Source organism: Nitrospira sp. Kam-Ns4a (assembly GCF_965152595.1).
Map to the genome: position 1 here is coordinate 1,842,955 of NZ_OZ224218.1, position 26,822 is coordinate 1,869,776.

The following is a 26,822-nucleotide window of genomic DNA, read 5'->3' on the forward strand; positions in this document are numbered from 1 at the left end:
ACGTGGGACTATCCGGTCAAGGCGCATCCACGAGGAGCGAGTATGCGGGTAGAGTCGTCGAAACTGGGCTCGTACATTCAAGCGGCGCGTCCGACGTTCGAGCGGATGCTGGCGGAGCTGGTCGAGCTGCCCTCGGTCAGCATGGATCCCGCACGTGCGGGGGACGTCCGGAGGACGGGTGAGGTAGCAGTCCAGTTCCTCACATCGCTGGGAGCCGATGCGCAGCTTGTAGAGACCAAGGGCTATCCTGTGGTCTCAGGCGGCTGGACGACCGGCCGGGGCCACCCCACGGTCACGATCTATAACCACCTGGACGTCCAACCTGCGCAGGAGCCGGAGTGGCGCCACTCCCCCTTTGCGTTCCAGAACGATGGCGGAGTCTACCGCGGGCGGGGGGCAACCGACGATAAGGGACCCGCACTGACCGCGCTGCTCGCGGCGCGCTACGCCGTGGAGGAAGGGCTGCCGCTGAACATCCGGGTTTTGTGGGAGTTGGAGGAGGAGATCGGGAGCCCGAACTTTGCGGAGGCACTCCGGCGCCGCGACATGGTCCCCAGGCCGGACTCCGTTGTGGTCTCCGACACGATCTGGCTCTCCAAGGGCCGGCCCGCCCTGGCCTATGGGCTCCGCGGGCTGCTCGCGGTCAGGCTCACGCTCCGCACGGGGACGACCGACGCGCACTCTGGACTCACGGGGGGCGCCGCCCGGAACCCGCTAGCGGAGCTCTGCGCGCTCGCGGACGCCTGCGTGGACGCCAAAACCGGTCGCGTGAAGATTCCGGGCTTTTACGAGGACGTGGTGGCGCCCACGAAGGCCGAGCTTCAGAGCTTCCTCGCCTCGGGCTTCGACATCCGGCGCTTCCGGCGGGCCTATGGGTTCAGGACCCTGCGAACCACCGATCCGGCCGAGGTGGTGCGGCGGATCTGGGCCTCGCCCACCTTCGAGGTGCACGGCCTGGCCGGCGGGTATACTGGCCCGGGCGTCAAGACGGTCGTACCGGGAGCGGGTGAGCTGAAGGTGAGCATGCGATTGGTGCCGAACCAGCGGCCGGAGAAGATCCTCGCCCTGCTCCGCCGGTACGTCGCCCGGCTCAACCCGGACGTGCGCGTGGAGTGCCAGGGCATGCTGCGACCGTTCCTGGGGGAGTTTGATGGCCCCTATGCCGAGGCGGGGCGCCGGGCGATGCGGGCCGGGTTCGGCAAGGAGCCTGCCTTCGTCCGCGAGGGCGGCTCGATCGGTGCCGTTGTGACGATGGAGCGGGCCTGGCACGTGCCGATCGTGTTCCTGGGCCTGAGCTTGCCGGAGCACGGCTACCATGCGCCCAACGAGCACTTCGACTGGGGCCAGGCCTCGGGCGGGATGAAGGCGTTCGCGGCGTATTTCGCGGAGCTGGCGAGAATGGGGCGTCTCGGCTGAAGAACGGCCCGCGGGCTGGGTACCTGTCCTGTTGCGTCAAATCTGAAAATCAGATATGCTGCCTCGGCAGAGGAGAGCCTACCATACGCATAAAACGATCTCGGCCACGACTGCCGCCCGAAGTTTCTCAGAGCTACTGAACAAGGTCAGCGTTCGAGGTGAGCGCTTCACGATTGCGAGGGGCGGAAAGGTGATCGCGTGTCTCACTCCTGCGACTGAGCCTGTTCACAGGATTCTGGGCGAGCTCCCCGACCTCCTGAGGAAATTGCCGTCGCTTGGAACGGAGGCAAAGCCGTTCGCCCGTGACGTCGCGCGCGCACAGCGCAAGGCTCCTGGTCTTCCCAGGAAAGCGCCGTGGGCGTAATCCTTGACACCAGCGTGCTGATTGAGTGGAACGGAAGATCGGGTCGCTCGAGGCTTACGCGGCAGCTCACTCGGAAGAGCCGCTCGGGCTCAGCGTGATCACCGCCGCGGAACTCTTTCACGGCGTCCATCGAACCGGCACCGCACCCAGGCGACTCAAGCGCACAGCCTTTGTAGAGCACGTGCTCACTTTGTTTCCGGTGTATGGCTTCGACCTGGCCGTCGCCCGCCTCTATGCCGAACTCTGGGCGTCGCTGGAGCGCGCCGGGACCAAGATCAGCGCCCATGACCTGATCATCGGCGCGACTGCCATCTCAAGGGGCGACACGGTGCTGACCTTGGACCGGCGCGACTTTGGGAAGATCCCAGGACTCTCATTCAAGGTGCTGTAGTCTCCGGTTCCGCTCCTCGTTATCTACGACGCTGAGCACGGCTACCGTACGCCCGGCGCTGCTCGGGCGCTCGGGGTACCCTTGCTATTCCTCATGCAGTGGGTCGTGATCGCCCATAAGCCTCCTCACCCGTTGCAGTGGCAAAGCAACGGGTACCCGACTCGCCTGCGCAACTCGCTGGTTTCCCGCTTCGCGCAGCCAGCCTCAAAACAAGCTTTCTACTTGCCCTGGCCCGGGAGGAAGGTGGAGGCCTTCCACGTCGACTTCGACGACTTGAAGCGCGAACTCGATCGTGGCTGAGCGCCCCGCCGTCAACGCCTCTCCCCTCAATTACTAGACGTGCGCTGGCTTGCTCGATCTGCCGTCCGCCGCGTGCGGTGCATCTGGCTCCGGCATGACTTGGAGACGATGCACAAGCGGCTGAAGGCCCTGGAGGCCAAGTTGCGCAGGCCGGCCGCGTCCTCACCGAGGCCCAGGTGGTGGCGCTGGAAAAGGCGACGGCCGGCAAGGAGGCGCACGGCGAGTTCGAAAGCGAATGCCCCGGCTCTCGCGGCGCGCGGGCGACCTTTTTGAGGCTCAGGGCATCCCGCTGTAGTGCATCCTGACCGATCGCGGGACCGAGTACTGCGAGGCGCCGGATCAGCATGAGTACGAGCTGTCCCTGGCGGGGGAAGACAGCGAGTACACGCGGGCCTAGACCAAGAGCCCGCAGACGAACGGCATCGGCGAACGCTTCCACAAGACGAGGCTCGATGAGTTCCATCGAGTGGCAGTTCGCAAGAAGATCTACCAGAGCCTGGAGGAGCGACAAGCGGACCTGGATGCCTGGCGCTAGGCATACAACGAGCGCCGGCTCCACCAGGGGTGCTAGGGCTATGGCAAGACGCCGATGTAGACGTTCGTGGATACCGTGTCGCTGGTGAAGGAAGAGAGGCTGGCGGCGTGATCAGGCAACCGCGAGGACTCACAGTCTGTCAGATACAGTCCTGACATTTACAGCTCAAAGCTATTCGCTGCGCGCTGTTAGCTGTTAGCTACGACGCGGCCAGCAGCGGCTTGAAGGCCGGGTCCGACTCGATGACACCCTTGAGCGTGTCGTTCGCCAGGAGGAACCGCCAGGAGTCGAGCGAGGCGCCTGTGAGCTGCAGGTACCATTTCTGAGCTTCGGTGAGGTGCTCGAGCATCAGCCGGTTGTTCCGGTCCGGCATGAACGCCTGGCTGTAGGCCATCGTGTAAGCCGCGGCGAACTTGTCCTGGGGCCGATCGGTCAGCTTAAACGCCTCCTCGGCATCCCGATAGGCCTCTTTGATCGCCGGATCGTCGAAGATCCGGTTCCAGGCGACCTTTGCGATCTTTGACCAGGCCAGCTCGATGAGCGCCCGCGCCCGGAACGGCGCCCGCTCGGCGGGGACGCTCTTCACCAGCGCCTCGTGGGTGCCAATTGCGTTCTGTTGATCGTTGAGCCAGCGGTAGGCCACGCCGAGTCGCAGGCGATTCTCAAGGTCCTCGGGGTTGATCCTGGCGAGCCGTTCCATGGCAGGCACCATCCGGTACAGGTAGTCCGCCGGTGTCGGTTTGGCGAACCCGCCGATTTCCATGTCCAGCGAGATGTCCACCCGCGTTGTGTGCGCGTAGGTGTCCCAGTACAGCTCGTTGAAGCGCGCCGCGAGCGCCGGATCGCCGAGCGCCACCTGATGGGCCCGCGCTCCCGCCGCCAGCAGCGCGTTGAACAGGTCGCGCGAGAGCGCGGTGAGCGCGTCGTGCTGGTCCGGGTCAATGATCAGCACCCGATTGAGCATCGCCACGCGCTCGCGGAGCTCCGGGAACTGGGCGGCGCGGCCGACCGCGGCGATGAGGAGCCCCGGGCTGTCCGCCGGGCCCCACCACTCTGCCGAGTCCCTGACGTAGCCGCCGTACTCGGTCGAGAAGGGCACGGCCGGGCTCTGGTCCGTGGCCGGCGTGACTGGCAGGTTCAAGACCGCGTGGTCGCTGGGAAAGCCGAGCTTCTTGAGGTTGGAGAGGACGACCCAGCCGACCGTCACAGCCTTCAAGGCCTGCCGCGGCCGACGCACTGCGCTGGTCCAGCGGTAGGTGCCCTGGGCGTAGGTCACAGGGGAGGTCAGCGGATCGTTGTACGCGACCCGGAGCCGGACCAGCATGGCTGGCACGGCGGTCATCCGGTCTTCGTCGCGCAGCCGGAACGAGACGGCCGGTAGCGGCCCCGCGTCCACTGGCGCGAGGCGCAAGCCGCCGCCTGGCGGAGACTGCCCGAGCCGATCCATCACGAAGGCGGACGGGGGATACTGGGTCAGTTCTTCCCCGAAGAACACGAGGGCTCCCTGCCCGGGCCACAGGACGTCCATGCCCAGGTCGCGTCGATCCACGGCGGATTGGTGGGCCTCTGCCAGCGCGGCCCAACACTGCGCGTAGATCGGGTCCGACTCGGGCGGGAATTTCTTAAGGCCCTTGGGATTGGCCGCGAGCATGCGGTACTGGCAGGCGAAGTCGAGCTGGCCGACCGCCGTCCGGTCGCCCTTGGCGACCGCCTCGGCGTAGCGCAGCGCCACCGCGGCGAGCGGGGATTTGGGTTTGGCGTTCGCCGGGGCGGCGGCCGCGAGGCCGTCGCGCCCGCCGGGAACAAGGGAGATCGCCGCCAGCGCGAGCGTCGCAGCGACTGTCGATCGCGCCGGGCGTGCGCGGTGCTTGCATGATGCCGGGGTCATCGAATCAGGTCCTCCCGTCAATGAGTTCGTCCTGCGGCTCACTGTCTCCCCGCTCGGTCCCGATCAGGAAGGATCACTCTATCACGGCGGGTGGAGGCGGCGAAAGAGCGGCCCGGTCCCCGGCGGACCGCTTACGGCTCTGGCGGGGGTGGGGTGAGCGGCTGCGGCTGGAACCGGACCAGGCTCCGGATGTAGGCCAGCACGTCGCGGCGCTCCTGCTCGCTCAACACGTCCTTCCAGGCGGGCATGGCGGTTCGGGGTTTCCCGTTGGCGATCGTGGCGAGCAGCTCCGCGTCCGACTTAACCGAAGTGGCCGCGGAGATCAGGCTCGCCGGACGGGGCGAGAGAAACGGCGCCTCGGGCCCGTCACCGCGGCCCTGAGGACCGTGGCAGACCGCGCACCGTTGCTCGAAGATCGGCTTGCCTCGCTGGGGGTCGCCCGGCGGGAGGCCCTTGGCCGCGGCGCCAAGCGACAGGGCCAGGCAGGGCGCCAGCAGGACCAGGCGCACCGTCATGGCTCGTCTCGGACTGGGACGCTTCATCTGCCTGTCATTGGATCCCGGCTGCGGCCACGCCCTCGTAGGCGGGACGGAGACCTGCCAGGAACTCGATCTGCCGCTTGAGGCGATCCGGGGTCGGGATGCCCTTCAGCAGGACGGCCGAGGCGTCGCCGCGCAGGGTGAGCGCCAGCGCGCCCAGCCCGAACCAGGGGTTCAGGAGCTCGTGGCGGACCGCGACGGCGGCGATGGCCTCGATCGGGATGTCGCGCACCGTCGGCTTACGGAGCCCGGTGGCGATCCGGATCCGCTGCGAGCTGATCTGATAGTAGGTGCCGTAGTGGAACGCTGCGGCGATCCCGAAGAACACGCCGATCGCCAGCAGGTATAGAGCCGCCGTCAGCCAGTCCGCGGAGTGGGCGGCCACCGCGGCCCGGGCGAGCGCGAAGCCCATAAAGGCGAACAGCAGCGCATGGTCCGCCCAGGAAGGGTGCCCTTCCCAGAGGAGTCGCTCGTACGGCGGCAGGGGCGGCGGGCGCATCATTGCACGAGGATCGTGGCCTTCATCTCGTGGCCGGGCATGTCGCAAATGTAGGGGAACTCGCCGCGCCGCTCCGGGACGAACCGGATCACCGCGACGCCAGAGGAGGGAATGATCACGCGCTTGAAACCGTCCTGATCGAATTGCGGGGCGCCGTTCCCTGTGATGTTCAGGTTGACGCCCTTGAACAGCTCCACCGGCACGAAGGCGTGCAGCTCCGCGTCCTCGTTCTGGAAGACTAACCGGGTCTTCTGCCCGGCCTGGAGGGTGACCGTGGCGGGGTCAAAGGTCCGGGCGTGGATCTTGATGACGATCTCGCGCTCCATGCCGGAATCGGATGGAGCTAGAGTCGGCGTCCCAGCCACCGGCCCGGCGGCCGTGAGCACCAGGGCCGCGCCGAGCCAGAGCCGGTACCGGCATCCCCTCGCGTTGACCGGCGATCGCGGGTTCATGGCTTTTATTTTACCGTAGGGGTCCTGGGGTGTGCCAGCCGGCGCGGGCGGCTGCGGGCGGGGAGCCACCGGGCGGACGCGGCTCAGACCCGGCCGGCTGCCCGGAGAATCTGCGTGCGAAGCCGCGCCTTCAGGGCGGGGGTGAGCGGCTTGACGGTCGCGTGCCGGCACAGGGTCACGGTCTGCTGCAAGGACGCGACGAACAGCTCGCAGTTGGGGCAGGCGCCAAGGTGGCGGCGGATTTCCGCGCAGACGTCCATCGAGAGGTCGCCGTCGAGATAGGCAGAAAGCTGGCGCAGCACCCTCAGGCAGAAGGCCTTGGAAGGGTGTCTCGCCTGGCGGGGCCTGCGGCGCTCCACCTGACTTGTTCCGCGCTTCCCGCTCATATGGCGTCAGGCCTCTCTGGCACCCGTGGCGGTCCGGGCTCGGGCGGACTGGCCGGGCTTGCCGATCCCGCGCGCGCTCAATTCCCGCCGGACGAAGAGTCGGGCCCGGTGGAGGCGCGACTTCACTGCCCGTTCGGTCAGCCCCATGATCGAGCCCACCTCCTTGGCCGAGAGCCCTTCCATGTCCCGGAGGATCAGCACGAGCCGGTATTTGGGTGGCAGCTTCTGGATGGCCAGGTGCAGCGCGCGCCGAAGCTGCTTGTTGGCCAGCGCCTCTTCCGGGCTGAGCCCGTCCGTTGGCACTTGCAGGCGAAACTCGCCTTCAGAGGTGGGGATGAACTCCTCCAGCGACAGCTCGCGCTCCGGCTCGCCCTTGCGCTTGCGCCGCATGCGCAGGCAGGCCCGCGTGGCGATCGTGTATAGCCAGGTCGAGAGCTGCGCATCTCCGCGGAACTGCTTGAGCCCCCGATAGGCATTGAGGAAGGTCTCCTGGACGAGGTCCTTCGCGTCTTCCGCCTGTCCGCAGACGCGCTGCGCGAACCGGTAGACCCGATCCACATGGTCGCGGTAGAGCCGGTCGAAGTCGGCCGCTTCGCTCCCTTCGGCGGTCGCGGAGAATGGACCGGCTCCACGACCCTGTGTGTGCGTCTTCATCGGGTTGAGCGAGTCTACGGTCCTCATCCGGGACTGTCAAGGCGCCCAGATGGCCGGCCGCTGACGGTCTGGGATCGCGTCCCGGCGCCCTGTTCGAGGGCCGATGGGACCTCGAAAGATGGGGCTTCGGGTCCATCACCGATACGAGGAGTTGCCGCTCCTCAGCGAGCGATCCAGTTGAAAGGTTGAACTTAGGGCTCGCTCCGTTCAGTCATTTCTTGCGGACGAGGAGCCGGAGCGGTGACCCGAGGAAATCATACTGATCCCGCAGACGGTGCTCCAGATGGCGAAGGTAGGGCTTGGTGAGGTCCTCGGGACGGCCGACGAAAAGGGCGAAGGCGGGCGGCTTGGTGGCGACCTGAGTCATGAACACGGACTTGACGGCCTTCCTCGGCGAGCCCTTGCGGACCGGAATCGGATGCTCGGCGATGATGGTCTGCAGGAACTGGTTGAGCTGGCCCGTCGGCACGCGTCGGGTGAAGGCTCCGATGGCGCGGTCAATGAGCGCGAAGAGCCGGCTCACGGACTCCGGCTTGAGTGCCGACCCGAAATGGACTGGGGCCCAGGGGAGGAACGCGAACCGGCGCCGCAGGTCCGCCTCGTATCGCGCCCGTGCCTCTGGCTCGCCCTCGCGCAGGTCCCACTTATTGACGAGGAGGAGGCAGGCGCGACCCTGCTTGAGCGCCAAGCCCGCGATCTTCGTGTCCTGCTCCGTAATTCCCTCCACCGCGTCGAGCACGAGCACGGCGAGGTCGGACCGGCCCATGGCGCGGAGCGCCCGCGCGACGCTGTACCCCTCGACGCCCCGGTCCACCTTCCCGCGGCGTCGGATACCCGCGGTGTCCGTGAGGATATAGGGCTTCCCCTTGTGGATGATCCTTGTGTCAACGGCGTCCCGCGTCGTGCCGGGGACCTCGCTGACGAGGACCCGCTCTCCGCCGATCAGCGCATTGACCAGGGTGGACTTGCCGACATTGGGCCGGCCGACAATGGCGATGCGGGGGACTTCGGCGGGGCCCTCCGGCGACTCGGTGTCAGGGAGCAGGGGATAGATCGCCTCCAGCAGGTCGTCCACCCCGATACCGTGCTCGGCGGAGAGAGCGTAGAGGCGCTCCTGGCCGAGGCGATAGAAGTCGGCGAGCAGCGGGTCGGATTGCAGTGTGTCAAGCTTGTTGATGGCGTAGAAGACCGGCTTTCGGACGCGGCGGAGCAGCGCGACGATCTCCTCGTCGGCCGGCGTCAACCCGGCCCGGCCGTCCATCACGCAGATGAGCAGGTCAGCCTCGGCGATCGCGATCTCGGACTGGCGGCGGATGAGCGCGAGCATGCCCTCGCGGGCCGCGGGGTCGAGCCCGCCCGTGTCCACCAGCCGAAAAGGCCGCCCGCGGAACGTGCCGTCCCCGTAGTTCCGGTCGCGCGTCACTCCCGGCACGTCGTCCACGATGGCGACCTTCGCGCCGAGGATGCGGTTGAACAGCGTGGACTTGCCGACGTTGGGCCGGCCGATGATGGCGATGAGGGGGGGCATGGTCGGTGGTTAGTGGCCAGTGGCGAACAGACCCTATCACAGGAGCCAGGTCAAGACAAGGAAGGTGAGGACGGTCCCGTCGAGAAATTCGTCGCGCTTCCCATCCGGCGGGATGTGGACGTAATCGGAGTCGGCCAGCTTCTGCTTCAGCTCACCACCCATCGTGGCACCTCTAGGAGCCTGTCCGACATTAGCTCCAGAAACCTCTTGTCAGGACCCTTCCGCTCATGTATAAGCAGATCAACCTAGCCACGAGACAGGAGGCCCTGCGATGACGATGCGCACCGTTCGCCCCTATGATCCCGATGAGCTGTGGCTGTTGCCGCCGTCGCCGCGAGACTGGCTGCCGGAGGACCACGTGGCCTACTTCCTGTCGGATCTGGTGGACGCATTGGACCTCCAGCCCATCCTGGAGACCTCTCACGGGGTCAAGCGCGGCCCGGGTCCGTATCAGCCTCAGATGCTGGTGACGGGGCTGCTGGATGCCTACGCCGGAGGGAGTCCCGCCTCGCGGCAGATGGCCCGGGAACGGGAAGAAGATGTGGCCTGTCGCGTCCTGGCGGCGACCCAGCGCCCGGATTTTCGGACGCTCAGCGAGTTCCGCAAGCCGCATCTGGCCGCCCTGTTCGTGCAGGTGCTGAAGCTCTGTCAGCGGGCGGGCTTGGTGAAGCTTGGGCCTCTCGCCCTGGATGGCACCCAGGTCAAGGCGACCGCGTCGAAGCCCAAGGCGATGCGCGATGGCCGGATGGTGACGGAGGAGGCCCGTCTGCAGGCGGAGGTCATGGCACTGCTCCAACAGGCCGAGGCGGCGGATACCCGGGATGATGCGACCTCTGGCCCCGACCGACGCGGCGAGGAGCTGCCCGCCGAACTGGCGCGCCGGGAGCAGAGGCTCCAGACGCTTCGCGCGGCCAAGGCGGTCCTGGAGCAGGAGGCGCCGGCCGAGGCGGCCGTGACGCAAGCCGCCCGCGCGGTGCACGACCCGGCGCGGCCGCGCCGAGGACGGCCGCCCGTCGGACTGTCGGTGGCCGACCGGATGCGCCGCACCCTCCGCACGAAGCGCGGACGTTCCCACGACGCGCGGCGCAAGGCGATCGTGGAGCCGGTGTTCGGCCAGATCAAGCAAGGCCGTGGGTTCCGCCAGTTCCTGTTGCGCGGCCTGCGGAAGGTCCGCGGGGCATGGGCGCTGATCTGTACCACCCATCATGGGCTCAAGCTCTGGACCGCCCTGCGACATCGACGCCGACGCCCCGGCGAGGGGCTGCGGGCACTGAGCGGCGGCCGGAAGGCGAACCGGAGAGACCAGCGATAGTGGAAGGGCGCCGTGCCGATCACCGCGTCGCCGAACACGAACTGAATCCGCCGTCAAGAACATGGTTCTTTCATTCCAATGTCGGACAGGCTCCTAGCCTGCCCCGTGACTATAAGCGGCCTTTGAGACCGGAGTCCACGCACACAGGAAGAGAGTAGGAGACAGGCCGATCGAAGAGGAGTACAATTCCGCTGGTTGTTCTCTCGCCGGCCGGTAGGGTATGACCCATCACCCGTCACCCATCACCCATCACGCTCTAGACTGGGGGCAAGTGGACGATGTCCTGCTCGACATGGACGGGACGTTGCTCGACCGGCACTTCGACAATTTCTTCTTCGAGCAAGAGCTGCCGCGTCGGTATGCCGCCAAGCATGGGCTTTCCTTCGACGAGGCACGCGATCGGCTACTCGCCATGTACCGATCGGTCGAAGGCGAGCTCCACTGGACGGATCTGCGGTACTGGACGGACCGGCTCGGCATAGACGTGGTCGCGCTCACCAAGGAGTTTCAGCATTTGATCCGGTTCCTCCCGGACGCGGAGGCCTTCCTGCGCCACCTGCGCGAGCAGAAGAAGCGCGTGCACGTGGTCACGAACGCGCACGAGGCGGGGATCGCGATCAAGGTCGCGCGGACCGGCGTGGACCGGTACGTGGACCGGATCCTGAACGCCTTCGAGGTGGGATACCTGAAGATGCGCGCGGAGTACTGGCCAGCCTGCCAGGAGGCGCTCGGCTTCGATCCCTCCCGCGCCCTCTACATTGACGATGACGAGGCCTGTCTCGATGCTGCGCGCGCCTTCGGCGTCGCCCACGTCGTGCACCGGTCGAAGTCCAGCTCCCGGCTCCCGCCCCACCCCTCGTCCCGCTACCCCTCGATCGAGAGCTTTCATGTCCTGATGGGACGCTGACTGCATCCCAAGCCCCCGCCGCCTTGTGGCCCATACTCGGCTATGCTAGATTTTGGCTTTCGCTGGCGCAGACTTCGCCCGGCCGGTTGACCACCGAGAGCAGGATTCATGAGCCGATCCTACGATCATCGCGACATCGAGGCCCGCTGGCAGGACTACTGGGAGCGCTCGGGCACGTTCCGCGTTGTGGAAGACCCAAGCCGGCCGAAGTACTACTGTCTGGAGATGTTTCCCTATCCCTCCGGTCGGATCCACATGGGCCACGTGCGCAACTACGCGATCGGGGACGTGATCGCGCGCTATAAGCGCATGCGGGGCTTCAACGTCCTGCACCCGATGGGCTGGGACGCATTCGGGCTGCCGGCCGAGAACGCAGCGATCGAGCGGGGCGTCCATCCGCACCAATGGACCCAGGACAACATCACCTACATGCGCACGCAGCTCCGACGGCTGGGGCTCTCCTACGACTGGGATCGGGAGGTGGCGACCTGCCAGCCCGACTACTACCGCTGGAACCAGTGGTTCTTCCTCAAGATGTACGAGCGCGGGCTGGCCTACCGGAAGCGCTCGCCGGTGAACTGGTGCCCGAGCTGCGAGACCGTGCTGGCCAACGAGCAGGTGGAGGAAGGAGCCTGCTGGCGCTGCGGCGCAACGGTGATCCAAAAGGAGCTGGAGCAGTGGTTCTTCCGGATCACCGCCTATGCCGAGGAGCTGCTCGACTGGTGCGACCGGCTGGCGGGCTGGCCGGCGCGGGTGCTCGTCATGCAGCGGCACTGGATCGGCAAGAGCGTCGGGGTCGAGGTGGACTTCCCGCTAGCCGAGCCGCTGCCCGGCCTCGCCGCGATCCGGGTCTTCACGACGCGCCAGGACACGATCTTCGGCGCGACGTTCATGAGCCTCGCCCCTGAGTCGCCGCTCGTCGAGCGGCTGATCGCCGGCCGTCCCGAAGCGGCCGCGGTGCGCGAGTTCGTCGCCCGGGTCTCCCGGCAGGACAAGGCTGTTCGGACCGCGGCGGACCGGGAAAAGGAGGGGGTCTTCACCGGCGCCTACGCGATCAACCCTCTCACGAAGGCGCGCATCCCGATCTGGGTGGCCAACTTCGTCCTGTACGAGTACGGCACCGGCGCCATCATGGCTGTGCCGGCGCATGACCAGCGCGACTTCGAGTTCGCCCGGGCCTACGGCCTCCCGGTCCGCCTGGTCATCCAGAATCCGGACGGGACCCTGGACGAGGCGAACCTGGCGGCGGCCTACGAAGAGCAGGAACGCGCCGGCTGGCTAGTCAACTCCGACCGGTTCGATGGCCTGTCCGTGCCGGAGGCGAAGGAACGGATCGCGGACTTCATCGAAGCGCAAGGGCTGGGCCGCCGCGCGGTGAACTACCGGCTGCGAGACTGGGGTGTCTCCCGCCAACGCTACTGGGGGACGCCGATCCCGATCGTGTATTGCGACGCCTGCGGCGTGGTGCCGGTCCCGGAGCAGGACCTGCCTGTGACGCTGCCAGCCGACGTCCCCTTCACCGGCAAGGGCGCCTCGCCGCTGGCCCAGACGGAGCGGTTCGTGCGCACCCCCTGCCCCGCCTGCGGCCGGCCGGCCCGGCGCGAGACCGATACGATGGACACCTTCGTGGACTCCTCCTGGTATTTTCTCCGCTACTGCTCGCCCCGCGCCGAGAAGGTCCCCCTCGATCCGGCCGCCGTCCGGTACTGGATGGCGGTGGACCAGTACATCGGCGGGATCGAGCATGCGGTCCTGCATCTGCTCTACGCGCGGTTCTTCACCAAGGTAATCCGGGACCTGGGGCTCACGCATGTGGACGAGCCTTTCCTAAGCCTGCTGACCCAAGGCATGGTCTGCAAGGAGACTTACCGGTGTCCGACTCACGGCTGGCTTCTGCCGGCCGAGGTCACCGGGTCCGGGCAAGAGGGCTGGCGCTGCGTCCCCTGCCTGGCCGGGGGCCTCGAGCAGCCCGTCGAGCGGGGCCGGGTCGAGAAGATGTCCAAGTCGAAGAAGAACATCGTGGACCCGGAGCATCTGATCGCTGCCTATGGGGCTGACACGGCGCGCCTCTTCTCGCTCTTCGCCGCGCCGCCGGACAAGGACCTCGAGTGGAGCGATGCCGGGGTCGAGGGCTGCTCCCGCTTTCTCAACCGCGTCTGGCGGCTCCTCACCGACCTGGCGGACACGCTGCCTGTCGAGCGGGGCGCGCGGCGCGAACGCGAGCCGGAGCCGCCGGCTCGCGTGCTCGAGTTGCGGCGACTGACGCATCGGACGATCAAGAAGGTGACCGACGACATCGAGCGGGAGTTCCAGTTCAACACCGCGGTCGCCGCGCTCATGGAGTTCGTCAACGGGCTGTACAAGTTCGTCGGCGAGGGCGGCCGGCGGGCGCTGCCGGGCGAGGCCGCGGCGCTGCGCGAGGCCGCGCAGACGCTGGTGCTGCTGCTCGCCCCCTTCGCCCCGCACCTGGCCGAGGAGCTGTGGGAGCGCCTGGGCGAGGCGCCGAGCGTCGCAGACCGGCCTTGGCCGGCGTACGATCCGGCGCTCGTCGCGAGCGAGCGGCTGACGATTCCGATCCAGGTGAACGGCAAGCTGCGCAGCAAGATCGAGGTTCCGGCCGACTCCACCGAGGAGCAGGTCGTCGGGCTGGCGCAGCAGGACGCGAAGCTCGCCGAGTGGCTGCAGGGGAAGACCCCGCGCAAGGTCATCTACGTGGAGAAGAAGCTGGTCAATTTCGTCGTGTGAGGCTCAGCGACTAGCGAGCAGCTAACCGAGAGTAGCGGCAGATGACTCTCGGGTAGGTGTTCGCTCGCTGTCCCCCTATGCGCACCTCGCTATTCGCTATTGGCTGTTTGCTGTCGTTCTCTGCCGCATGCGGCTATCAGTTCCGGGTCGGCGGCGCCGGCCCGACCGTCGGCGGGGCGCCCGCCGGGGAGGCCGCGGCGAAACCCGGGCCGGCGCCGAAGCTCCGCATCGGCACCTTCGAGAACAAGTCCTTCCAGCCCAACCTCGAGTATAAGTATACGACCTATGTCCGGTACGAGTTTGCGGCGGCGAGTGGGGCCGAAGTTGTGGCCGACGGTGAGCCGGCGGATTACGCGCTCCGAGCCCAGATCGTCTCCGTGACGATCCCGTCGCTCACCTTCACCCAGACCGACACGTTCGAAAGCCGCGTGACCGTGACCGTCAAGGCCACCGTCGAGGATCTGCGCACGGGCAAGCCCGTCTGGAGCCAGCACTCGACCCAGTCCTCCGAGTTCTTCATCACCAACGACCTGCAGTTCAACCGCGTGCTCCAGAACCGCGCGCTGGAGCAGGCTGGGGAATTCATCGCCCAGGACCTGGCGACCCGGTTTTTGACCTTCCTTCGCTCCGGGGCCCAGCCGGGGCCGGGGACGCCGCGCGGCGCGACAGGCGACGGGTCCCGGTGAAGCCCGGGCGCCGGGAGCCGCCGCAGGAGGCCGCGTGACCGTCCGGGAACTCACCGCCGCGATTGCAAAGGGAGCGCTGGCTCCGGTCTACGCCGTGCTCGGCGAGGAGGCCTACCTGCGTGATCGGGCGGTCGCCGCGCTCAAAGCCACTGTGGGCGTGGGGGGGGAGAGTGGGATCGAGGCCTTCAACCTCGATCTGCTCTACGGCGATGAGTGCGGCGCGGCGGACATCTTGGCGCGCGCGACCGAGGCGCCCGTCTTCGCCGCGCGCCGGCTCGTGCTCATCAAAGCGGTGGACAAGCTTCCGGCGCGGGAGGGCGAGGCCCTCGTCCCCTATCTCAAGGCACCCTGCGCCTCGACGATCCTGGTCCTCGTGGCCGGAAAACTGGACGGGCGCACGAAGTTCGGGCAGGCCGTCGCCAAGCACGCCGTGGCGGTGGACTGCAGCCGGCCGCCCGCCGGTCAGCTTCCGGCGTGGATCAAGGAGGAAGCGCGGGCGGTGGGCGTGCAGCTCACTGAGGACGCGGTCCACCTGCTCGCGGAGTTGGCCGGGGATTCCCTCGCGTTCGCGCGGCGGGAGCTGGAGAAGCTGGCCGCCTATGTCCCCCCGGGGCGGCTGGCCGGACCTGCGGACATCGAGGCCCTGCGCGGCGGGGAGCCCGGCGCCTCGGTTTTCGATCTCAGCAGCGCGATCGCCGCCGGGGCCCGGGCCCAGGCGCTCCGCATCCTGGCGAGGAACTTCGAGGCGGGCGCGGCGCCGGTGCGGATCCTTGGGTCGCTCGTCTGGCAATATCGGCAGATCTGGAAGGTGCAGGACCTGCTGCGGTCGGGGTGTTCGGAGGCACAGGCCGCCCAGGCGCTCGGCCTGTCGCCCTATCGCCTGGCCGGGTTCGCCGCCCTGGCGCGGCGGCTGTCGGAGGCGCACCTGCGGCGGGCGTTTGCGCTGTTCCCGCAGACCGACTCGCAGTTGAAGGGAGGCAGCGGGGGGCGCCCGGAGATCGTGCTGGAGTCGCTGGTGCTCGCGCTGTGCGCGGCGGTGGACGCGACGAGGCCGACGCGGGAGACTCGACCCGGTCCCGCGGCGAGTGCCGGCGCGCCTCGCACCGTAAAGCCGGTCAGGGCGTGGCGGACGCCAGGGCGTTGACCTTGGCGGCGAGGCGGGAAATGCGGCGGGAGGCCGTGTTGCGCTTCAACACGCCCTTCGTCACTGCTTTGTGCAGGGCCGCGGTCGCCTCGCGGAGCGACGCCTGGGCTGCCCGCGGGTCCTTCTGTTCGAGGGCGGTCAGGACCTTCTTCACCGTGCTCTTGACGGCGCTCAGCCTAGCCCGGTTCCGCTGGTGGCGGCGCTCGGCCTGGCGGGCGCGCTTGATCGTGGACTTGTGAACGACTGGCATCGCGCGTGCTCCTTGTGGAAGAGCTGAGTTTCTAACACAGACCCCGCGGGGCGGTCAAGGGAGGTGACATGCACAAGCGGCATAGCTTCGTCGCGGTGTGGCTGCCGGTCGCGCTTCTGGCTTGCGCGCCGATCCCCGATCATTATCTGAACAGGGAAGCCGGCCGCGCTACCCAGGAGAGCGTCCGCGTCGAGCTCGGTCCGCCTGACTATGTGAGAGACCTGGGGGATGGCCGGACGGTCTGGATCTACGCCATCAAGTGGAGTACCGCCACGTACCTGACCTATGCCAACCCGGACGCTCAAGTGTGCAACGAATACAGCCTGACTTTCGATGCCACCAAGGTGCTCCGCGAGTGGACCAAGAAGGGCTCGTGCTGACCGGCGGTCCCGGGAAGGCTCCGATGGCGAGCGTCACTGCGAAAGACCGGCTGATCCTGGCGCTGGACGTGCCCGCGGCCGAGGAGGCGGAGCGCTTGATGAGCCGCGTTTCGCCCGCGGTCGGGTTCGTCAAGATCGGGCTGGAGCTGTATACGGCGGCGGGGCCCGAGGTCGTCCGCCGTGCGCGCGAGCGGGGGATGCGCGTGTTCCTCGATCTCAAGTTTCTCGACATCGAGGAGACCGTGCGACGGGCCACCGCGCGCGTGGCCGAGTTGGGCGTGGACTTCCTGACCGTGCACGCCAACCGGAAGGCGCTCCGCGCGGCGGTCGAGGGGCGGAAGGACAGCGGCCCCTCGGGGCTCCGACTGCTCGCCGTGACGGTGCTCACGAACTTCGATGCGGGCGACCTGCGGGAGATGGGCATCCAGTGGAGCGTGGCCGACCTGGTCGCGGCGCGGGCGGGTCTGGCGGCGGAGGTCGGGTTCGACGGCGTCGTCGCCGCGGGCGAGGAGCCCGCGGCGATCCGCCGGAAGGTCGGGGACCGGTTGCTGATCGTGACGCCCGGGATTCGGCCGGCCGGGAAAGGGGCGGACGACCACGCTCGTGCGACGACTCCGACCCAGGCCATCCGGGCGGGTGCGGACTACCTCGTCGTCGGGCGGCCGATCCGCGACGCCGCGGACCCGAGGGCTGCCGCCGAAGCCATCCTCGCCGAGATGCAGGCCGCCTTTGACGCGCGAGGTGGGTGAGCGGCGCTGCGCGATCCTTGCAGGCCTCCCGTCCCGTTGTGTTAAAATAGCGGGCTACCTCGAACCTATCTCAAAATTGCTTGAGGAGCATGGTGATGCAAGCGAGTTGCACAAACCCCAGGAAGTTGGTGGGGTCGTATTCCCAGCGAATCAGCAACCGCCGCTTCCATTGGAGCCAGGCAAAGAACCGTTCGACGAGCCAGCGACGTTGATACCGCCGCAGATGGCGGCCATCTTGGTCTTGAGCTTGCGGGTGGACCGGTGTGGCGCAATCAGGTTCACCCCATCCCGCTTGAGTTCGTCATCGAGCCGGTCGCTGTCGTAGGCCCGATCCCCAAGGAGATGTTCGGGCTTGGCCTCCAGCATGGAGCAGTCGAAACTCAGTTGCACCAGCGTGACCTCATGATGATTCGCGGCGTGCGTACTGACCGAGAGCGGGAGCCCATGCCGATCCACAATGGCCAGGATTTTCACTCCCTTGCCACGTTTCGTGAGGCCCACGGCATCGCCCCCGCCTTTGGCTGCGGCAACCGTGGCATCGATGAAGCTCTCGCGCTCATCAACGGTTCCTTCGTCTCGCCGCGTATTGGCGAGGGCCTTGAGAATCTCCCGCAGCACTTCTCGTTCGCACCATTGCTGAAAGCGGCGATGGACCGTCTTGTCGTTGGGAGAGCACTGCGGCAGCATGTGCCACTGGGCCCCAGTGTTCAGAATCCACAAGACTGCTTCCAGGACCGCACGCGTGGGGATGGGTTTGCGGCCCGGCCGCCCCTCGGGGATGTGTTCCTCGGGAAAATGGTCCCGAATCCGCGCCCATTGTTCGTCGCTCAAGCGCAGCATGGACGTATCTATACCTAAGTGCGATCATGTTGTCAATAATTTTGAGATAGGTTCTCGTCTCCTGCCGGTCTCGTCCCTGGCGGTGGGTGTAGCTCAACGGTTAGAGCGCCTGGCTGTGGCCCAGGAGGTTGCGGGTTCGAAACCCGTCACTCACCCCAACACTCGCCCCCTCACGCCGGTTCGTCAGGTGTTGCGACTGACCTGCTCGCACGGGCCCTGGACTGCCGTTCAGCCAGCAGAAGAACCAGAGCGAGCAGGCGACGGTGAGATAGAAAATCGCCTTGCCCGCCTTCGTCTCCCATTCCAGTCGCGGGGCGTTGTCGGCCTCTGATTCTGTGTGCTGGTCTCTCGCGGACTGCGGGATGAGCGGTGTGCGCGCAGGTTCCACGGCGAGCCTCCATTGCAACTCGTGAAACAGTGGTGGAAGGAGCCACGGCGAGCCAGTCGGGCCGGTGACGACCAATGGAGAGCTGCCGCTCGATCATTCTCTACACCCCGCGGGGTGTGCGGCCGCTTAGCAACCCTCCCAGCCCGGCTTGGCCAGAGCGCGGGACGGGCACGCAGGTGTGGGCCCACATCACGATCCGAGAGTGCGACCTTAGGCGCTGGCACTCTGCGATCGGCAGGCCAGGCCAGCGGGGCGCGCGGAACCTCGCAAAATCTTGACGGAATGCCGGCGCGGGCCACCCTGGTTGGACAGGTCTTCCGTTTGCGCGTACAATGGCCGATATCGTTTGAGCTCCGTTGACTTTCCCATCCTTCGCGCGCTCCGGTCCGCTCGCATTCCGCGCGACTGATTCCCAAGTCTCCGCTGCTCCGACACCAGGGTTGTTCCGCCGCTGACCCGCCAGAGTTGATTGCGGGGCGGGAACCCCTGGAGTCCTGAAGGGCGGCGCGACGGAGCTCAGGTCTTGATCCCCTTTCAACCAAGGAGCGTCCCGTGTTGAGGAAAGATCAGCGAGAAGGCGCTGTTGAGCTTGAAGAGATCGAGCGCCGGCGGCAAGCGTTGAAATCGCTCATGAGCAGGCGCAAGAAGCAGCTTCGCGAATCCCTTGACCAGCGCATCAAGCGAGCCGGGGAGGGAAGTGTCTGGGCCAGCCTCTCGCGCGCGGACTGCGCCACCCTCCACCAACAGGAGATCGAGCACCTGCGCGTGCAGTTGCAGGACCTCCATCTGGAGTGCGCCCAGGCCCAGCGGCAGCTCTCCGCATTGCGACGAGTCATGACCAGGGCTCAGCGACTCCGGGCCGCTCGCGCCTCGGATTTCGGTGGGCGCAGAAGCGCCTGAGCCCGCGCCGCCCGGCCCAAGGGCGGTCACTGCAAGGCCTTTACGAAGGAGAGCAACGACGATGGCGGACAACCGCAAGCATGGGACGCCGGAGACCGGAAGGACGACGGAGCCAGTCAAGGCGGTGAAGCCTTGGGCGCGGATCCCCGACGGTACGCGGGTCAGACACCGGCTCGACGGCCAGGAAGGGATCATCGAGGGCCTGACGGCGATCGTCGCCGGAGACGGCCTGAATCCGGACGGGATGACCCAGTACCGGGTGAACACAGGCGCGCCCGAGCGGCGACGAGTGGCCGAGGAGGATCTCCTGATCCTGTCGGACCGGGACGGCCTGGTGCTGATGGGCAAGGAGCACGTGGAGTACCGCCGCTACGTCACGGAGCGGCTCCGGACGACCTTCGCGGACGACCGATTTGTCAGTCAGGAGGTGAGCGGAGCGGGAGGCTCGCTCGAAGTCCGGCCCAGACGCGTCGTGCCCTGAACTGCGTCAGTAGAGCGGGGCTTGCGGCCCCGGGACCATCCCGTACAGGTCCGGATCGGATCCGTCACCCGGACGGGACATAGCTTTCTTGCTCTCCTTGCGCTGGGCCTGGCGGGCTTCTTTTTCCCGCCGCTTGGCCTGCTGGGCGCGCTCGCGGTTGCGTTTGGCGATGGTCGCCTTGCCTGGTCTGGAAATGGGACCCTCCCCGGCTTTCGCCGAATCAGAGAGAAGAGAGAGGCGTGGGCGGGACCCCCGCAACGCGGGGGTCCCGCCGGTTCAGCGGACGCTTACCACCGGCTGCCGCGACCGCCCCGGCCGCCGCCCGAGCGCGGCTCCTGAGGCTTCGCCTCGTTAACCGTGAGCGTCCGGCCGTCCAGCGTGGTGCCGTTCAGCGCGGCGATCGCCTGTTGGGCCTCCTCGCCCGTGGACATCTCCACGAAGCCGAAGCCGCGCGACTGCCCCGTGAACTTGTCCGTGATGACCCTGGCCGACTCGACGGTGCCGTGCGGAGCGAACAGGTCGTTCAACTGCGACTCGGTCGCCGAATACGGCAACCCCCCGACGTAGATCTTCGAACCCATGGGGTTCCTCCTTTAGGGGAAAGTGATATTGTCTTGAACTCGAGAACGTGGGGACGACAGGAAGGAACGGGCCGAAGACGCGAATGACGCGGCGGCTTAGGTCTGGCTTCCGATCAGATTCCCGGGCAAAACAACATCGGTTCAGGGCTCGTCTGTCTCTCGCTCCATCACGAGCCCCCAGTGATGAAGTGAGCACACCCTACCACACCGATTCCCGGAAAGCAAGCCATTTCTGCCGTGGAAGGGCGGAGGGGACGAAACCAGACCGGGCTGCCCCAGTCCCCTCAGCCTACCGGCACTCGCAACTCTCGTACGAATTTTGCCATAATGCGCCCCGGTTCGGAGGCTTCCGAGCTTCCTCGGCGATGGGCTTGGAGAGGCAGCGACGCCACCAGTCGCGGTTGAGCGGACCGGGCATGATCACTGGGGATGGGACATCACGGGACAGCGCCCTGCAGGGCCGGCGCGAACCGGGGCGCGCGGCCAGCCGGCTGGCTGGTCGTGTTCGGGCTGTGGCTGGCTTGGATGCCGGCGCTGGCGCAGGAGGCGCCGGAGTCGCCCGAGGCCTACGAGTTGAATTACTCGCGAGGGGCGATGGAGTTCAGCCGTGGGCGGTACGAGAGGGCCGAGACGTTCTTCCGGGCCGCGCTCAAGGCCAAGCCGGATGATCCCGAGGCGAGCGCCTTTCTCGGGCAGACGCTCCTTCGGCGGAAGAAGGACGCGGAGGCCGAGGTCGTGTTCAGGCGGATGCTGGAGGTGGACCCGTCCTCCGGCCAGGCCTGGCTCGGGCTCGGCATCATCCAGTATCACCGGAAGGACTATCGGAAGGCCAAAGACAGCTTGCTGGCCGCCGAGCAGGCCGCTCCGGACAACCCGCTGGTCCACTATTACCTCGGCCTCGTCCACCACGAGTTGGGGGAGTACGCGGAAGCGCCCGCACGGTTCAAGCAAGCCATGACGTTGAGCCCGGACCTGGCGCCGACCGCTCACTACTACACCGGCGTGGCGCATCTCCGCCGCGGGGCGCTGGCCGAGGCCCGGGAGGCCCTGCAGGCTGTGGTCGTGGCGGAGCCCGAATCAGAGCACGGGCGCTCCGCGAGGGAGCTGCTCGCGCAGGTCGAGCAAGCGGCGCCGGCGCCGCCCTCCCGGTGGAAGGCGACCGCCTCGGCTGGCATGGAATACGACTCGAACGTCGTGCTGCTGCCCGGCGGCACCTCCCCGCCGGCTGGCCCCACGGGCATCTCCCGAGAGTGGGACTGGCGCACCGTGCTGACCGGCGCGCTTGATCTGCGGGCCGTCCAGACCGAGCGGCTGGTCGGCGGCGTCTCCTACGCCATCTACCAGAGCTTCCACTCCCGACTCAGTGGCTTTGATGTTGAGGACCACCAGCCGACCGCCTACGCCCAATACCAGGCCGGGCTGCTCACCATCGGCGTCCAGTACATCTACAACTACACGCTGGTTGGGCGGTCCCCCTATCTGAACGCCAACACGGGGCTCGGGGTGCTCACGTTAACGGAGGATAGGAATACGTACAGCCAGTTCCAGTTCCGCTACATGGACAAGGTCTTCCGGGACGGCCGGTTCCTCCTCAACTCCGCCCGGAACGGCAAGAACTGGCTCGCCGGGCTGACCCAGTACCTGGTCTTCGCGGAGAGCAAGGGGCGGCTGTGGGTCGGCTTCATCTACGACACGGACGTGACCGGCGGCGGGTCGCCCTCCGTCGCGGGCCCACCCAACACGAAGGACAACGCCGACTGGGACTACAACGGCTACCACCTCACGACGGGGCTGGAGTTGCCGCCGGTTTGGGACTGGGGGTTGTCGCTCGCCTTCGACTGGATCCACCAACAGTACACGAACCCCAATTCCTTTTCCGCTGACGGCCGCACCCGCCGCCGTGATAATATCTACGCCGCTACAGCGGCGTTGAGCCGGGACCTGACCGAGTACTTCACCTTCACGATTCAGTACGCCTATACGCGCGACGACAGCAATCTCGACGTGTTCCAGTACACGCGGAGCGTCACGACCGTGATGGTGAGCGCCTCGTTCTGATCGCAACCGCCGAGCCATTCATGGAGGGTGAGCCGATGATGCACCGGAGCTGGCACCGATGCGGATTCCTGTCCACGGCAGGCCTCATGGCCCTGACGTTGACGACCGTCGCCTGGGGAGCCGAGCCTGCACCGGAAGGGATCGGTGCCATCACGGCGGTCGAGGGTCGGGTGAGCATGGACCATCCGGATCCGGAGGGCCCGTTCCAGCCCAAGATCAGCGAGAGCCTGCAAGCTCAGGATGTGATCGAGACCCAGGGCCAGTCTCGGACGAAGGCCCTCTTCCACAACGGGAGCCTCCTGACGGTTGGCGAGAACAGCCGGGTCGAGATCGTGCATCACGACCACGATCCGGCGCAGGATCAGCGGAGCGTGACGGTCCGGCTGGTCCGGGGCAGTCTCCGGGCCGTCGTCGGGAACGCCTTCGCGACCGAGGGCTCGAAGTTCGAAGTCCTGATGCCTGGGGCGACCGTCGTCGCGCGTGGCGGGCTGTTCGTGGTCTGGACAGAGGGGGAGGAGAGCGGCGCGGCAAACATCGGGGCGTCCGGCGAGATCGCCTTTACGTCGGGCGGCCGCACCGTACACCTCGATCCCAGCCAGTACAGCGTGGCACCCGTGGGCCTGACGCCCGTACCGCCGGCCTCCCTCGAGGGGGCAGCGCGCGGGGTCCGGGCCGTCGTTGACGCGACGCACCTCAAGGAGAGCCTGCGGCACGAGGCGCCGAAGGACGCGCTCCGCGAAATCGGCGCGCCGCGGGCGCTCACGCTCGGACTCGGCGGCGCGGGTGCGGCCGGCCCGGGCGGGGCCCAAGGCCAGGGCGACAGCCAGAGTGCGGGTGTGGAGCAAGCCCAAGGGGGCGGGGAGAGCCCGAGCAACCAGGTGCGGCACCACGGCAACCTCGTGCCCGCTCATCCTCATACGCCGCCCTCCGTCCAATCCGGCGCGGCCAACGGCATCCTAGGCAGCCACGATCCCAGCCTGCAGCGCGGCCATGAGCGGGTGAGACGGTAGCCCCCGCTCCGCTGTCTCCCTCCCCGTTTCTGGTCCGTCTTACCGCTTCCTGCGAAGCGTCTCACCATTGTTGGCCGCCCCTGTGCACGCCTGCTCCGCCCTTACAGCGTTTTGACGCGGCGGCGCCCGGCTTTAACACTGTTTTGAGATGCGGCGCGCTAGGCTGTCATCCGAGCCTGACAGCGGCCTTGCGAGAGACCGGTCAGGGAATGGGAAGAGCGCGATGGCATCCATGCGGGGCTGGCCGGGTCGAGTTCTCGTTGCCTGCTTAGCGTTGGGCGCTTCCGAGGCGCAGGCGTCGGCTCCTATGGCCGAAGGTGCACCAGTGCGCCAGGGGCCGGCTGAGGGGACGGCTCCTCCGGCGGCTGACTGGCACTACGGCGGGTTCCTGGACCTCGGCTACTCGCTCGACTTCAATTTTCCCCGGAACCATCTCTTCCGAGACCGCTCCACCACACCGCGGGTCAACGAGCTGGATCTCAATATGGGCGCGGTCTATGTCAGGAAGGACGCGACCGAGCGATCCCGCTGGGGCCTCGAGTTGATGGGGCAGGGTGGAGAAGATGCCAAGGCCTTTGGCTTCGGCGTCAACCTGCCGAAGCTCGACGGCTCGTCCTGGCTGCGGCACCTGGGCCGCGCGAATGTGTCCTACCTCGCACCGGTCGGCAACGGCCTGACTGTCCAGGCCGGCATCTTTCCCAGCCTCATCGGCTACGAGTCGCTCTATGCCAAGGACAACTTCAACTACACACGGGCCTGGATCGCGGACTATTCGCCCTATCTGATGATGGGGGTGAACGCCCTCTACCCGTTCAACGACCGGTGGACCGGCGCCGTCTTCGTCATCAACGAATACTTTCACCTGCAGAACGCGAACAGTCTCCCGAGCTACGGCGCGCAACTGGCCTACAGGCCTGCCCAAGCATGGGTGCTCAAGGAGACGGTGTACTGCGGGCCGGACCAATCGGCCACGGCCCTGGCATTCTGGCGGCTGTTCTCGGACAGCATCGTGGAATGGAAGGTCACCGACGACCTGATTCTGGTCGGCGAGTATCAGGTTGGGACCCAGCGGGCGGCGGCGGTGCCGGGCCATCCGCGTCAGTTCTACATGGGGGCCGCCTTCCCGGTGCGGTGGCACCTCGGCGGGCCCTGGAGCGTCGCGCTGAGGCCGGAGGTCTATTGGGACCGGAACGGCCTGATCACCGGCGATCGGCAATTCATCCGGGCCGTGACGGCGACGACGGAATACAAGCTGCCGGCCGGGTGGACCACCGCGAGGCTGCGGCTCGAGTACCGCTACGACGAATCCACCGGTCCGGGCGGCGGCTTCTTCAAGGGCGGCGAGACCGCTCCCGGCGTCGTCGGCCTGACGCCCGTGCAGCACCTGTTGATCGTTGCGCTGATCTGGACCCTCGACTTGCCGTGACCGGGGCCGCCATTTTTACGCCGTTTTGACGCGCTGTTCTGTAGAGTGATCCCGAGAGAGGCGGAGGCATGGACGCGGGCGTGCTCGGCGTAGCGGTGGGTTTCTTCGTGCTCTCGGCCTGGCTCGTCGGGGCGCTGGACAGGTTGAGGTGACCGTGGACCTGCTCTACGTCGTCTGCGCCATGCTCTCGCTCGGCTTGTTCGTCTATCTGTTGGTGGCTTTACTCAAGCCAGAGTGGTTTTAGCCAGGTGGTTCTGATGACCGCCAACGGCCTGGTGCAGATCGGGCTCTTCTTCCTCCTGCTGCTCGCATCGGTGAAGCCGGTGGGCTGGTATCTGGCGCGGGTGTACGAGGGCCGCCCCCTCGGCGTGGAGAAGCTCCTAGGGCCGGTGGAGCGCCTGCTCTATCGGTCAGCCGGGATTCGCCCGGAGGCCGAGATGGACTGGAAGACCTATAGCCTCGCCCTGCTGGGCTTCAACGCGGCCGGCTTCTTCCTCCTCTATGCCCTCCAACGGTTCCAGGGGGCCCTGCCGCTCAACCCGCAGGGGGTCGGCGCGGTCCCGCCGGAGTTGGCCTTCAACACGGCGGTCAGCTTCGTCTCCAATACCGACTGGCAGGCCTACGCGGGCGAGACAACCATGAGCCATCTCACGCAGATGCTCGGTCTGACGGTGCAGAATTTCGTCTCGGCCGCGACGGGGCTGGCGATCCTAGCGGCGCTGATCCGCGGCCTCGCACGGCGGAGCGCCGAGACGATCGGCAACTGCTGGGTGGATCTGACCCGCGGCACGCTCTATCTCCTGTTGCCCGCCTCCTGCCTGCTGGCCCTCCTCCTCGTCTCCCAGGGCGTCGTCCAGACGTTCGACGCCTCCCGGACCGTGCGGCTGCTCCAGCCGCGCCCCGCCACCGACGCCGGCCCACCGCTGACGCAGCAGATCATCGCCGTGGGGCCTGTGGCTTCCCAGGTCGCGATTAAGCAACTCGGTACCAACGGGGGCGGGTTCTTCAACGCCAACGCGGCCCATCCGTTGGAGAACCCCACGCCGCTTTCGAATCTCCTCGAACTACTGGCCATCCTGTTGATTCCTGCCTCCCAGTGCTACACCTTCGGCGCCATGGTGGGGGATACCCGCCAAGGGTGGGCGCTCCTGGCCGTGATGATGGTCATCCTGCTCCCGCTGCTCCTGCTGGGGCTTTGGGCCGAACAGGCCGGGACGCCGACCTTCGCCGCCTTGGGGCTCGATCAGGTCCCGAGCGATCGGCAGCCGGGCGGGAACATGGAAGGCAAGGAAGCGCGGTTCGGCATTGTGAACTCCGTGCTCTGGGCGGCGGTCACCACCGCCGCTTCGAACGGCTCGGTCAATGCCATGCACGACTCCTACACCCCGCTCGGAGGATTGGTGCCGCTCCTGCTCATCCTGCTCGGCGAAGTGGTCTTCGGCGGGGTCGGCTCCGGCCTCTACGGCCTGCTGGTCTTCGCGATTGTCGCGGTCTTCCTCGCGGGATTGATGATCGGGCGTACGCCGGAGTACCTCGGCAAGAAGATCGAGCCCTTCGAGATGAAAATGGCCTCGCTGGTCGTGCTGCTCATGCCGATCGTGGTTCTCGCCAACACAGCAGTCGCGGTCGCGATCCCGGCTGGCCACGCCGCGACCCTGAATCCGGGCCCGCACGGGTTCACGGAGATCTTCTATGCCTTCAGCTCCCAGGGCAACAACAACGGGAGCGCCTTCGCAGGTCTGAATGCGAACACGCCGTTTTACAATCTGACCGGCGGCCTGGCGATGCTGGTCGCGCGCTTCTGGCTGGCGATCCCCGTGCTGGCCCTGGCCGGCTCGTTCGCCCGGAAGACGCCGACGCCGGCCGGGCCCGGCACCCTGCCGACCCATACGCCGCTCTTTGTCCTGCTGTTGGTCGGGCTCGTGCTGATCGTGGGGGCTTTGACCTTCGCCCCGGCGCTGGCCCTCGGCCCCGTTGTCGAGCACCTGCTGATGGCGGGGGCACGCTGAGAGG

General features: G+C 67.2%; 26 protein-coding genes, 1 tRNA gene and 3 pseudogenes. 19 read left to right on the forward strand and 11 right to left on the reverse strand.

All coding sequences use genetic code 11. The features are described from left to right. Window positions 1-42 precede the first annotated feature (42 nt). The 3 genes and pseudogenes from ACWHYQ_RS09210 to ACWHYQ_RS09220 form a co-directional block, all read left to right on the forward strand. The gene (locus ACWHYQ_RS09210) at window positions 43-1,416 is read left to right on the forward strand and encodes a M20/M25/M40 family metallo-hydrolase (protein WP_447975392.1); all 1,374 of its coding nucleotides are present in this window, start codon (window positions 43-45) and stop codon (window positions 1,414-1,416) included. Window positions 1,417-1,805: 389 nt separating this feature from the next. Then, window positions 1,806-2,171, forward strand: coding sequence for a PIN domain-containing protein (locus ACWHYQ_RS09215; RefSeq protein WP_447975393.1), 366 nt, complete (start codon window positions 1,806-1,808; stop codon window positions 2,169-2,171). A 372-nt stretch (window positions 2,172-2,543) separates the two neighbouring features. After that, window positions 2,544-3,066 (forward strand): annotated as a pseudogene (locus ACWHYQ_RS09220) (integrase core domain-containing protein); the annotation flags it as partial. Window positions 3,067-3,205: 139 nt separating this feature from the next. On the opposite strand, the gene ACWHYQ_RS09225 reads toward ACWHYQ_RS09220, so the two are convergent. The 8 genes from ACWHYQ_RS09225 to ACWHYQ_RS09260 form a co-directional block, all read right to left on the reverse strand. Continuing rightward, window positions 3,206-4,894 (reverse strand): tetratricopeptide repeat protein, encoded by a 1,689-nt coding sequence (locus tag ACWHYQ_RS09225; protein WP_447975394.1) that lies wholly within the window; start codon window positions 4,892-4,894, stop codon window positions 3,206-3,208. Between the two features lie 131 nt (window positions 4,895-5,025). Then, window positions 5,026-5,409, reverse strand: coding sequence for a c-type cytochrome (locus tag ACWHYQ_RS09230; protein WP_447975395.1), 384 nt, complete (start codon window positions 5,407-5,409; stop codon window positions 5,026-5,028). Window positions 5,410-5,443: 34 nt separating this feature from the next. After that, complete coding sequence (locus ACWHYQ_RS09235) at window positions 5,444-5,935, reverse strand: PH domain-containing protein (RefSeq protein ID WP_447975396.1); 492 nt, start codon at window positions 5,933-5,935, stop codon at window positions 5,444-5,446. Continuing rightward, a complete protein-coding gene (locus tag ACWHYQ_RS09240; protein WP_447975397.1) occupies window positions 5,932-6,384 on the reverse strand; it encodes a cupredoxin domain-containing protein in 453 nt (150 codons plus the stop codon). Before ACWHYQ_RS09240 ends, ACWHYQ_RS09235 begins: the two co-directional genes overlap by 4 nt. A gap of 83 nt (window positions 6,385-6,467) precedes the next feature. Beyond that, window positions 6,468-6,770 carry an anti-sigma factor family protein gene (locus tag ACWHYQ_RS09245; RefSeq protein WP_447975398.1) on the reverse strand — a complete coding sequence of 101 codons (303 nt, stop codon included), beginning with the start codon at window positions 6,768-6,770 and terminating at the stop codon, window positions 6,468-6,470. A 6-nt stretch (window positions 6,771-6,776) separates the two neighbouring features. Further along, window positions 6,777-7,451 carry an RNA polymerase sigma factor gene (locus tag ACWHYQ_RS09250; RefSeq protein ID WP_447975399.1) on the reverse strand — a complete coding sequence of 225 codons (675 nt, stop codon included), beginning with the start codon at window positions 7,449-7,451 and terminating at the stop codon, window positions 6,777-6,779. A gap of 184 nt (window positions 7,452-7,635) precedes the next feature. Next, on the reverse strand, window positions 7,636-8,952 hold the full coding sequence (der, locus tag ACWHYQ_RS09255; RefSeq protein WP_447975400.1) for a ribosome biogenesis GTPase Der: 1,317 nt from the start codon (window positions 8,950-8,952) through the stop codon (window positions 7,636-7,638). Window positions 8,953-8,988: 36 nt separating this feature from the next. Next, window positions 8,989-9,114 carry a hypothetical protein gene (locus ACWHYQ_RS09260; RefSeq protein WP_447975401.1) on the reverse strand — a complete coding sequence of 42 codons (126 nt, stop codon included), beginning with the start codon at window positions 9,112-9,114 and terminating at the stop codon, window positions 8,989-8,991. 115 nt (window positions 9,115-9,229) lie between these two features. On the opposite strand from ACWHYQ_RS09260, the pseudogene ACWHYQ_RS09265 reads away from it, so the two are divergent. From ACWHYQ_RS09265 to holA, 6 genes and pseudogenes are all read left to right on the forward strand, one after another. After that, window positions 9,230-9,577 (forward strand): annotated as a pseudogene (locus ACWHYQ_RS09265) (transposase); the annotation flags it as partial. Window positions 9,578-9,946: 369 nt separating this feature from the next. Then, window positions 9,947-10,264 (forward strand): annotated as a pseudogene (locus ACWHYQ_RS09270) (transposase); the annotation flags it as partial. A 220-nt stretch (window positions 10,265-10,484) separates the two neighbouring features. Then, complete coding sequence (locus ACWHYQ_RS09275) at window positions 10,485-11,171, forward strand: HAD-IA family hydrolase (RefSeq protein ID WP_447975402.1); 687 nt, start codon at window positions 10,485-10,487, stop codon at window positions 11,169-11,171. A gap of 108 nt (window positions 11,172-11,279) precedes the next feature. Next, the gene (gene leuS / locus ACWHYQ_RS09280; protein WP_447975403.1) at window positions 11,280-13,916 is read left to right on the forward strand and encodes a leucine--tRNA ligase; all 2,637 of its coding nucleotides are present in this window, start codon (window positions 11,280-11,282) and stop codon (window positions 13,914-13,916) included. 77 nt (window positions 13,917-13,993) lie between these two features. After that, on the forward strand, window positions 13,994-14,602 hold the full coding sequence (gene lptE / locus ACWHYQ_RS09285; protein WP_447975404.1) for an LPS assembly lipoprotein LptE: 609 nt from the start codon (window positions 13,994-13,996) through the stop codon (window positions 14,600-14,602). A 34-nt stretch (window positions 14,603-14,636) separates the two neighbouring features. Further along, window positions 14,637-15,746 carry a DNA polymerase III subunit delta gene (gene holA, locus ACWHYQ_RS09290; RefSeq protein ID WP_447975405.1) on the forward strand — a complete coding sequence of 370 codons (1,110 nt, stop codon included), beginning with the start codon at window positions 14,637-14,639 and terminating at the stop codon, window positions 15,744-15,746. Here the strand turns inward: holA and rpsT are convergent. Next, a complete protein-coding gene (gene rpsT, locus ACWHYQ_RS09295) occupies window positions 15,718-15,996 on the reverse strand; it encodes a 30S ribosomal protein S20 (RefSeq protein ID WP_447975406.1) in 279 nt (92 codons plus the stop codon). The genes holA and rpsT overlap by 29 nt on opposite strands. Before the next feature lie 68 nt (window positions 15,997-16,064). Here rpsT and ACWHYQ_RS09300 point away from each other — a divergent pair, with 68 nt between their 5' ends. Continuing rightward, entirely contained in the window at window positions 16,065-16,376 is a 312-nt protein-coding gene (locus ACWHYQ_RS09300; RefSeq protein WP_447975407.1) for a hypothetical protein, read from the forward strand. Between the two features lie 23 nt (window positions 16,377-16,399). Continuing rightward, window positions 16,400-17,125 (forward strand): orotidine-5'-phosphate decarboxylase, encoded by a 726-nt coding sequence (gene pyrF, locus ACWHYQ_RS09305; RefSeq protein ID WP_447975408.1) that lies wholly within the window; start codon window positions 16,400-16,402, stop codon window positions 17,123-17,125. Between the two features lie 150 nt (window positions 17,126-17,275). Here pyrF and ACWHYQ_RS09310 read toward each other — a convergent pair whose 3' ends face one another. Next, window positions 17,276-17,965, reverse strand: a complete 690-nt coding sequence (locus ACWHYQ_RS09310) for an IS5 family transposase (protein WP_447975409.1) — start codon at window positions 17,963-17,965, stop codon at window positions 17,276-17,278. An 82-nt stretch (window positions 17,966-18,047) separates the two neighbouring features. Between ACWHYQ_RS09310 and ACWHYQ_RS09315 the strand changes: the two genes are divergently transcribed. The 3 genes from ACWHYQ_RS09315 to ACWHYQ_RS09325 all read left to right on the forward strand — a co-directional run bounded on the left by ACWHYQ_RS09315 (window position 18,048) and on the right by ACWHYQ_RS09325 (window position 19,734). After that, window positions 18,048-18,123 (forward strand) — tRNA-His (locus tag ACWHYQ_RS09315). A gap of 782 nt (window positions 18,124-18,905) precedes the next feature. Further along, the gene (locus ACWHYQ_RS09320; RefSeq protein WP_447975410.1) at window positions 18,906-19,253 is read left to right on the forward strand and encodes a hypothetical protein; all 348 of its coding nucleotides are present in this window, start codon (window positions 18,906-18,908) and stop codon (window positions 19,251-19,253) included. Window positions 19,254-19,314: 61 nt separating this feature from the next. Then, complete coding sequence (locus tag ACWHYQ_RS09325) at window positions 19,315-19,734, forward strand: hypothetical protein (RefSeq protein ID WP_447975411.1); 420 nt, start codon at window positions 19,315-19,317, stop codon at window positions 19,732-19,734. Window positions 19,735-20,021: 287 nt separating this feature from the next. Here the strand turns inward: ACWHYQ_RS09325 and ACWHYQ_RS09330 are convergent, their stop codons facing one another. Next, window positions 20,022-20,315: an RNA recognition motif domain-containing protein gene (locus ACWHYQ_RS09330; protein ID WP_447975412.1), complete on the reverse strand. Its 294-nt coding sequence runs from the start codon at window positions 20,313-20,315 to the stop codon at window positions 20,022-20,024. Between the two features lie 429 nt (window positions 20,316-20,744). Between ACWHYQ_RS09330 and ACWHYQ_RS09335 the strand changes: the two genes are divergently transcribed. The 5 genes from ACWHYQ_RS09335 to kdpA all read left to right on the forward strand — a co-directional run bounded on the left by ACWHYQ_RS09335 (window position 20,745) and on the right by kdpA (window position 26,818). Next, entirely contained in the window at window positions 20,745-22,373 is a 1,629-nt protein-coding gene (locus ACWHYQ_RS09335) for a surface lipoprotein assembly modifier (RefSeq protein ID WP_447975413.1), read from the forward strand. A gap of 86 nt (window positions 22,374-22,459) precedes the next feature. Further along, on the forward strand, window positions 22,460-23,383 hold the full coding sequence (locus ACWHYQ_RS09340; RefSeq protein ID WP_447975414.1) for a FecR family protein: 924 nt from the start codon (window positions 22,460-22,462) through the stop codon (window positions 23,381-23,383). 307 nt (window positions 23,384-23,690) lie between these two features. After that, window positions 23,691-24,809 (forward strand): outer membrane beta-barrel protein, encoded by a 1,119-nt coding sequence (locus tag ACWHYQ_RS09345; RefSeq protein ID WP_447975415.1) that lies wholly within the window; start codon window positions 23,691-23,693, stop codon window positions 24,807-24,809. A gap of 154 nt (window positions 24,810-24,963) precedes the next feature. After that, entirely contained in the window at window positions 24,964-25,053 is a 90-nt protein-coding gene (gene kdpF, locus ACWHYQ_RS09350) for a K(+)-transporting ATPase subunit F (RefSeq protein ID WP_447975416.1), read from the forward strand. A 13-nt stretch (window positions 25,054-25,066) separates the two neighbouring features. Beyond that, a complete protein-coding gene (kdpA, locus tag ACWHYQ_RS09355) occupies window positions 25,067-26,818 on the forward strand; it encodes a potassium-transporting ATPase subunit KdpA (RefSeq protein WP_447975417.1) in 1,752 nt (583 codons plus the stop codon). The last annotated feature ends 4 nt before the right edge of the window (window positions 26,819-26,822 follow it).

Coding starts and splice junctions, on each gene's coding strand:
- ACWHYQ_RS09250 (WP_447975399.1), bottom strand. CDS start 7,451: ATGAGGACCGTAGACTCGCTCAACCCGATGAAGACGCACACACAGGGT.
- ACWHYQ_RS09260 (WP_447975401.1), bottom strand. CDS start 9,114: ATGGGTGGTGAGCTGAAGCAGAAGCTGGCCGACTCCGATTACGTCCAC.
- ACWHYQ_RS09275 (WP_447975402.1), top strand. CDS start 10,485: ATGACCCATCACCCGTCACCCATCACCCATCACGCTCTAGACTGGGGG.
- ACWHYQ_RS09240 (WP_447975397.1), bottom strand. CDS start 6,384: ATGAACCCGCGATCGCCGGTCAACGCGAGGGGATGCCGGTACCGGCTC.
- lptE (WP_447975404.1), top strand. CDS start 13,994: ATGCGCACCTCGCTATTCGCTATTGGCTGTTTGCTGTCGTTCTCTGCC.
- ACWHYQ_RS09245 (WP_447975398.1), bottom strand. CDS start 6,770: ATGAGCGGGAAGCGCGGAACAAGTCAGGTGGAGCGCCGCAGGCCCCGC.
- rpsT (WP_447975406.1), bottom strand. CDS start 15,996: ATGCCAGTCGTTCACAAGTCCACGATCAAGCGCGCCCGCCAGGCCGAG.
- pyrF (WP_447975408.1), top strand. CDS start 16,400: ATGGCGAGCGTCACTGCGAAAGACCGGCTGATCCTGGCGCTGGACGTG.
- ACWHYQ_RS09300 (WP_447975407.1), top strand. CDS start 16,065: ATGCACAAGCGGCATAGCTTCGTCGCGGTGTGGCTGCCGGTCGCGCTT.
- ACWHYQ_RS09345 (WP_447975415.1), top strand. CDS start 23,691: ATGGCCGAAGGTGCACCAGTGCGCCAGGGGCCGGCTGAGGGGACGGCT.
- ACWHYQ_RS09330 (WP_447975412.1), bottom strand. CDS start 20,315: ATGGGTTCGAAGATCTACGTCGGGGGGTTGCCGTATTCGGCGACCGAG.
- ACWHYQ_RS09335 (WP_447975413.1), top strand. CDS start 20,745: ATGGGACATCACGGGACAGCGCCCTGCAGGGCCGGCGCGAACCGGGGC.
- ACWHYQ_RS09235 (WP_447975396.1), bottom strand. CDS start 5,935: ATGATGCGCCCGCCGCCCCTGCCGCCGTACGAGCGACTCCTCTGGGAA.
- ACWHYQ_RS09325 (WP_447975411.1), top strand. CDS start 19,315: ATGGCGGACAACCGCAAGCATGGGACGCCGGAGACCGGAAGGACGACG.
- der (WP_447975400.1), bottom strand. CDS start 8,952: ATGCCCCCCCTCATCGCCATCATCGGCCGGCCCAACGTCGGCAAGTCC.
- ACWHYQ_RS09310 (WP_447975409.1), bottom strand. CDS start 17,965: ATGCTGCGCTTGAGCGACGAACAATGGGCGCGGATTCGGGACCATTTT.
- leuS (WP_447975403.1), top strand. CDS start 11,280: ATGAGCCGATCCTACGATCATCGCGACATCGAGGCCCGCTGGCAGGAC.
- ACWHYQ_RS09230 (WP_447975395.1), bottom strand. CDS start 5,409: ATGACGGTGCGCCTGGTCCTGCTGGCGCCCTGCCTGGCCCTGTCGCTT.
- ACWHYQ_RS09340 (WP_447975414.1), top strand. CDS start 22,460: ATGGCCCTGACGTTGACGACCGTCGCCTGGGGAGCCGAGCCTGCACCG.
- kdpA (WP_447975417.1), top strand. CDS start 25,067: ATGACCGCCAACGGCCTGGTGCAGATCGGGCTCTTCTTCCTCCTGCTG.
- ACWHYQ_RS09210 (WP_447975392.1), top strand. CDS start 43: ATGCGGGTAGAGTCGTCGAAACTGGGCTCGTACATTCAAGCGGCGCGT.
- ACWHYQ_RS09225 (WP_447975394.1), bottom strand. CDS start 4,894: ATGACCCCGGCATCATGCAAGCACCGCGCACGCCCGGCGCGATCGACA.